Raw genomic sequence first — 7,015 nt, forward strand, 5'->3', positions numbered from 1 at the left:
TCCTGCTGGATAACAGACTTCATAAAGCATTAGGATTAGCAGAGATACCAGCCGATGAAGTCACATTGATACCAGCATTAATAAAATAATAATAACAATACAGGCACAGGCAAGTTTCATTGCATAGAATTTAGTCTTTCCAACAGACATGTGGAATTTAGTCCTGCACACTATTTCCAGATGTCCTTTTATCATGCAAAAAACTATGCTGTTTATGCCGTATAAAAGCATTATATACTAAAAAAATCAAGTTGTATATCTCCGAAAATAGAATTAAATCCCGCATAAAATCAAGGTATATTAGAATGTAGAATTTACTTTTTCATTCAAGCAATATTTTCCATATCCATGCTTCCTCTATATATAGTAATTTTCCTCTCATGCCAAACGATATATAGTGTTTTTATATTGACACATACTACATATAGTGTTACACTTACTATGTAATTATTATTTGTGTCATCCGGAAAGGATATACGCACGCAGTTTAGGTTTGTAAAAGTGTCAGAAGTATACCACGCTACCAGCAGGGACTTCTGGCTTTTTTTATTTTGCAGGAAACTGCACGCATTAGAGAATGAACATCCGTGTCATTCTCTTTTTTTATGCCTAAACGCAAAGAAAGGAGGAAGAAAAACCAGAACAAATAAGAATTACAACTATACCATAGAAAAGGAGACAAGAATAAAATGAACCATCCCAATGAATTATCAAACGTGGAAAAAATCAAACAACTGGTGGACTATCTGAATTTACAGCGTAACGCTTATTATAATGAGAACAGTCCGAATATCAGTGATGCGGAATATGACCGAATCTTCGATGAATTAGTGGAATTAGAAAAGCAGACAGGCTTTATCTTATCCAATTCACCGACACAAACCGTAGGCTATACTCCCATCAGTGAACTTCCCAAAGTAAAGCATCCAGTCCCTTTGCTCTCTTTAGATAAGACAAAGCAGATACAGGACTTGATAAGCTTTGCCGGTAAGCAGCCGGTTCTGTTTATGCTGAAGTTGGACGGATTAACGACTAAATTGGTCTACGAAAATGGAACACTTGTAGAGGCTTCCACGCGTGGCGACGGAGAAATTGGGGAACTTATCACCCATAACATCCCTGCATACGTTGATGTCCCTCTCTCAATTCCATATAAAGGCCGGCTGGTGATTGTTGGAGAATCCTTCATCCCAACCAATGACTTTGAGCGTTTAAAAGAAACCCTCCGAGATGGAAAAGGAGAACCTTACAAAAATGGGCGAAATCTGGCTTCTGGCTCTGTGCGAAGTCTTGATCCGGCAAATTGTGCAGGACGCTGTCTGCACTTTATGCCTTTTAATGTTCTGGAAGGTCTGGACTCTCCATTTCTCTTTCCAGACAGCAGAGCTATGAAAATTTCCAGCCTGTTTGACTATGGTTTTCAGCCTTGTCCTTATATTGCTGCAAACCATCCCTTAACCTCGGAACTTGTAAATCAGTATATTGAGAGGCTGACTAATCTGGCAGGCAAAAAACATCTGCCTATTGACGGAATTGTAATGATTTTCGACAGTCTGGACTATTCCAAAAGCTGTGGGCGTACCGGACATCATTATAAAGATGGACTGGCTTTTAAGTTTGAAGACGAAACTTACGAAACCACTCTTCGCAATATAGAATGGACACCCACCCGTTTCGGAGAAATTGCACCTGTGGGAGTTTTTGACCCTGTGGAAATTGACGGATGCTCTGTTTCCAGAGCAACCCTTCACAATCTGACCTTTATCAAAGAATTAGAATTGGTGCCAGGCTGCAGAATTTCTGTATCGAAACGTAATATGATCATTCCTCATATTGAAGAAAATCTGGAACGTGGTCATTACGTAGATGCAGTTCCTCCAGTATGTCCATGCTGTGGTTCTCAGACTCGTATCTATCAAAGAAAAGGAAATGATGGGCGTCTCATTGAAACAGTGCATTGTGACAATCCCAACTGTGATAGCCAGATCCGAAAACGCTTTACACATTTCGTTGGAAAAAAAGCAATGAACATTGAGGGGCTCTCCGAAACTACCTTGGAAAAATTCCTGACTTTAGGTTATCTCCAGACATTTCCGGATATTTACCATCTAAACGAACATCAGGAAGAAATCTTACAGTTGGAAGGTTTCGGTAAAAAATCCTTTGAAAGATTATGGAATTCCATTACTTCCAGCCGGAATACTACCTTTGTCCGGTTCCTGGTTTCCATGGATATTCCTATGGTCGGAAGGACCAAAAGCAGGATTTTGGATACAGTATTCCACGGCAGTCTGCAGGAATTTTTTGACGCTGCCTCTGGTGACTATGATTTCACCCAGTTAGATGACTTTGGTGATACCCTGAATCAGAATATCCATGACTGGTTCTCTGATGAAAACAATCTAATTCTCTGGCACGAACTCCAAAAAGAACTTATATTTGAAGAAAGAAAGGAAATGAACACTATGATGAAAGAAAATGTATTTACAGGATGTACTATCGTTGCAACAGGAAAACTTGCTCATTTTACAAGGGATGAAATCAACTCCAAGATCATTGAGCTTGGAGCAAAAGCAGGCAGTTCTGTCACAAAAAAGACAGATTATCTGATTTGTGGGGAAAAAGCCGGAAGTAAATTAACAAAAGCTCAGGCTCTCGGTATTAAAATATTGTCTGAAGATGAGTTTCTTGAAATGATTGCGTAAGGAGAAATCTATGAGTATCATTACATCTGTTTTTCATATCTATGGGTTTCTTATTACAGAAGAGGCTGCTAATCTTATTCTTCGATATACAGAAGAAGTTTTTCCTGATTTATACAAAGAGTTTTCTGATGCAGAATCACTCTTTGCCTTTCAGGAATATCTTTGTGAGAAACATGATGGCTACCGTTATGGCAATGCCGAGTCTTTGACAGTATGGCGGATCAAGGATCAGGAAGAGCTGGACTTAAATCCAGGAGAAGAATTTTATATCATCGAACTTAAAAATTCTTCCCAATTATTTTCACAGGCGTATTCTTCTTATACAGAAGTTATCCAAGAAATTCAAGAAACGTTTGGTGAATTACTTCCTCCCAATTTTCCGTTAGATGATTTTCTTGTGGAAATCATGGGCGAAGTATGGGGATAGTGAAATGGGGTGAATACCCCATTTCAAACATCTTTTGCGACTTTTTATTTATAATTATTTTACCGTTGGAAAGCACCTTCTTTTTTGATATAATGAAAGCAAATGGAGGGATAACGTATATGAGTATTCAATCAGATATAGAGATGCTATCAATTGAAGCACTGGAATATTATGCTAAAAAGCACCAACTATCGGAAGACGATGCCTTTAATATATTCTACAAACATCAAGTATTTGAAAAAATACTGGTACAACACGAAACGTTGCACCAATTAGATATTCATGATACTTTTCAATATGTAGAAGATATTATAGAAGAAGATACGCCCACGCTTGTTCTTTTCCATGGCTCCAATATTGCATTTGATAAAATCGATTTGAACAAATCACATAACCGTCGTGATTTTGGTCGTGGATTTTATTGCACAGTTCTCGAACAGCAGGCAAATGAATGGGCGAACCGCCTGTACTTGCGTACTCATACTGGCGGCAAATATGTGTATCGGTATATCTTCCAGCAATCCGAGGAACTAAAAATCAAACATTTTGCCACCTTGGACAAGGAATGGTTGGAGTTTGTCAAACTCAACCGTACTGTCGGCGATATCCAGCATCACTATGATGTTGTAATTGGGCCTGTTGCGGATGATAATACCATGGAAACTGTACAACTTTATTTGTCCGGTATCTTGAGCGTGGATGAAGCGGTTACAAGGCTTCGGTATAATAAGGTTAATAATCAGGTTTCCTTTCACACCCCACTTGCTCTTGAACATCTGGTATTGGAATCTCGAAAGGATGTGTAAAACATGGAAGGTAAATATTTTTTTAACGGAAAAGATATTTCAATGAATCTGTATATTCAAATCCGGGATGTTGTCGATATTATTATGGAAAAGAGTAATCTTTCCTTTCCGGATGCCATGGGCAAATTTTATCATTCAAAAACTTACAAGGCCCTACAAAATACAGAAAATACTCTTTGGGCGGAATCTGCCGGCTATATTGCAGACCGCTATTACGAAGAACAAGAAGAAGCACAAATAAACAAATAACAAACAAAAAAATATGTTTAAGAAGGAACTGCTTACCATAAGCGGTTCCTTTTTTGTATAAGAAAGAAGGGATTACATGTATATTAATACCTATTCGAATCATTACCAGCAAACAATTGACCACTTTCATGGAGCATACGCTTTTCTTAGTAACTTCTATCCTTCCCGGATATATTACCGGGGCTACTGGTATGCAAATAATGAGGCTGCTTTCCAGGCACAAAAGACCATTTCCCCTAAAGAACAGCTTCAATTTACCAAATTAAGGAATCCAAAAGATGCAAAAAAACTGGGAAGAGAAGTGCAGCTACGTTCAGACTGGGAAAGTGTAAAGCTTATGTACATGTATGAAATTTGTATGTGCAAATTCATGCAGAATCCTACCCTATGTAAAGCATTACTTGCTACTGGGAATTGTCACCTTGTTGAAGGAAACAACTGGGGAGATTACTTTTGGGGTTCTGTAAATGGTCATGGCGAAAATCATCTTGGCAAAATTCTTATGGATATACGTGCAAAGCTTCAATTTGAATGTTAAAACATAATTTATCCAATTTTGCACTGTATGAACTGCAAATATTTTGCTATAATGAAAGATAGATTTTAAAGAAAGGATTTGTGCTTATGTATCTGAAGCGTTTTGTCTATGACCGTCTTCTGGATTGGAAAAATGAAGGAGGTCATAGTACCCTGGAAGTCGGTGGAGCCCGTCAGGTTGGAAAAACCTACCTGATACAGAAATTCGCTGACGAAAACTACAAACACAAAATTTATATTAACCTGTTTGAATTAAGCGGCAAACAGTTTATGGAATGTTATAAACAGGCAACCGACTGGACACCTGGAACAAAACGGCGGGAGCATCCTCTCCACGATGCCTTCCAGTTATATGAACCGGACTTTATTGATTCTGAAGATACCGTCATCATTATTGACGAAATCCAGGAGTCTTCCGAAATTTATAACCGTATCCGGGAGTTTACACGTCACTTTAAAGCCCATTTCATCATCACTGGAAGCTATCTCGGACGGATTTATGATCCGGAATTCCGTTATTCTAGTGGAGATGTCACTAAGCTTACCATCTACACACTTTCTTTTGAGGAATTTTTGATGGCCTATGACCAAAGCCTGTATGAAGATTATAAAAAAATACCTTTTGTTCCTTCTAGGGCAGAGGTCTATGGTTGCTTAAAGGAAGCCTATGAGCTGTACTGCCAGGTTGGTGGCTATCCTAAAGTAGTAGAAAACTATCTGGCAAACCGAAGCATAGTAAAAGCACAAGGCGAACTTGTAAAAATCATTGATACCTTTACCAATGAATCCATTCGCTATTTTACGGATATTTTAGATACCAAAGTGTTTACCCATATTTTCTTTTCCATCTGCCGTATTTTAAATCGTGAAAAGAAAGGATTTTCAGAAGACAGCATCAGTGAAGAATTGCAAAAACTGGTAACCAAAGACTACTCCAGCAATATTTCAAAGGCTACCTGCAACCGTGCCATTAGCTGGCTATACTTTTCCGGAATCATCGGATTCTGTGCCAAAATAACAGAAATGGATATTCTGGATTTTAAGTCCGCAAGCCGCTGCTACTTCATGGATATGGGGCTGGCAAACTATTATCTGACACGTACCGGTACCGATTCCCGTGTACTTGCAGGCACATTAAATGAAAATTATGTCTATATCAACCTGAAGAAACGCCAGGATTTTCCACAGGAAATTTCCTTTGAAACCCCTGCTTTTGCTACCTACCGTGGCGGAGAAATTGACTTTGTAGCACAAAGCCTATCCTCTTCCACCCGCTATTTAATAGAAGTTAAAGCTGGAAAAGGTACTGCTTCCACTGCCCAGAAAGCCCTGGCACAAGGAAAAGCAGATAAGCTTCTTTATTTAAAGGGCGCAACCAAAGGTGGTATAGACGGTAAAACAGAAACACTGCCTATTTATTTACTGGAACAATACAAATTTAATTAAGTTTATGTTTACGAAGAGACTACTTCCCAAGTGGTCTCTTTTTTATTTAGGAGGACAATAATATGAATTCAATAAAAGAAATAAAAGAACAATTAGGATATGAAGAAATCGGTCTCGATGATACATTTGTATTTCACTGTACTCAATGCGGAAAATGTTGCATCCACCGAGATGATATCCTCTTATCCCCGAAAGATCTGTTTAACATAGCAAAAAAATTTCAGATTACACCAGAGAATGCCTTGGAACAATATTGTGAAACCTATATTGGATCTAACTCCCGTTTCCCCGTAGTACGCCTGAAACCACAAGGAAGTGTGAAACGTTGCCCGCTATTAAAAGATCGAAAATGTTTGGTACACGATGTAAAACCGACAGTCTGTGCCATGTTTCCAATTGGCCGGTATCTTTCCCTTCCTGCCGATAGTAATTTTCCGGAAAATCCGGAAGAAATGTCTGTTGGATATATCTTTAATAATCCGGAATGCGGAGACGGATTGGAAATACATTGATGTTAGAATATAAATAGTACAAAATAAACATGACCATTTTCAATAAATATTATATGATAGTCATAGATCAAGAGAGGAGAATGGTTATGGCAAGAGGTACAAGGTATTCACAAGAGTTTAAGGAAGATGCAGTAAGATATCGGTTGGAGCATCCTGAGATTGCGCTTCGTAAGTGTGCTGAAAATCTTGGAATTAGTGAATCAGCACTAAAGACTTGGATGAAATCAGCAAAGGAACATGAAGGAACTGTTCCTACTCGTGGTTCAGGCAATTACGCAAGTGATGAAGCAAAAGAAATCGCACGTCTGCAACGAGAATTACGCGATACAAAGG

At 38.5% G+C, this 7,015-nt stretch carries 8 protein-coding genes; all 8 read left to right on the top strand.

The genetic code is table 11. From position 1 onward, the window contains the following. Positions 1-689: 689 nt before the first annotated feature. On the top strand, positions 690-2,705 hold the full coding sequence (ligA, locus tag BLP57_RS17280) for an NAD-dependent DNA ligase LigA (RefSeq protein WP_092073550.1): 2,016 nt from the start codon (positions 690-692) through the stop codon (positions 2,703-2,705). 10 nt (positions 2,706-2,715) lie between these two features. Further along, positions 2,716-3,132, top strand: a complete 417-nt coding sequence (locus BLP57_RS17285; protein ID WP_092073553.1) for a hypothetical protein — start codon at positions 2,716-2,718, stop codon at positions 3,130-3,132. A 119-nt stretch (positions 3,133-3,251) separates the two neighbouring features. Beyond that, complete coding sequence (locus BLP57_RS17290) at positions 3,252-3,938, top strand: DUF3990 domain-containing protein (RefSeq protein ID WP_005340294.1); 687 nt, start codon at positions 3,252-3,254, stop codon at positions 3,936-3,938. 3 nt (positions 3,939-3,941) lie between these two features. Beyond that, positions 3,942-4,187, top strand: a complete 246-nt coding sequence (locus BLP57_RS17295; protein WP_005340290.1) for a hypothetical protein — start codon at positions 3,942-3,944, stop codon at positions 4,185-4,187. 76 nt (positions 4,188-4,263) lie between these two features. After that, positions 4,264-4,725 carry an NADAR family protein gene (locus BLP57_RS17300; RefSeq protein ID WP_004223769.1) on the top strand — a complete coding sequence of 154 codons (462 nt, stop codon included), beginning with the start codon at positions 4,264-4,266 and terminating at the stop codon, positions 4,723-4,725. Positions 4,726-4,811: 86 nt separating this feature from the next. Beyond that, positions 4,812-6,170, top strand: coding sequence for an ATP-binding protein (locus BLP57_RS17305; protein WP_092073555.1), 1,359 nt, complete (start codon positions 4,812-4,814; stop codon positions 6,168-6,170). 62 nt (positions 6,171-6,232) lie between these two features. Next, positions 6,233-6,682 carry a YkgJ family cysteine cluster protein gene (locus BLP57_RS17310; RefSeq protein ID WP_242872673.1) on the top strand — a complete coding sequence of 150 codons (450 nt, stop codon included), beginning with the start codon at positions 6,233-6,235 and terminating at the stop codon, positions 6,680-6,682. 86 nt (positions 6,683-6,768) lie between these two features. After that, positions 6,769-7,015 (top strand): transposase (locus BLP57_RS17315; RefSeq protein WP_092072393.1); only part of this gene is annotated, 247 nt, incomplete at its 3' end.

Origin of the sequence: Blautia sp. SF-50 (assembly GCF_900101315.1) — a bacterium.
GTDB lineage: Bacteria > Bacillota > Clostridia > Lachnospirales > Lachnospiraceae > Blautia_A > Blautia_A fusiformis.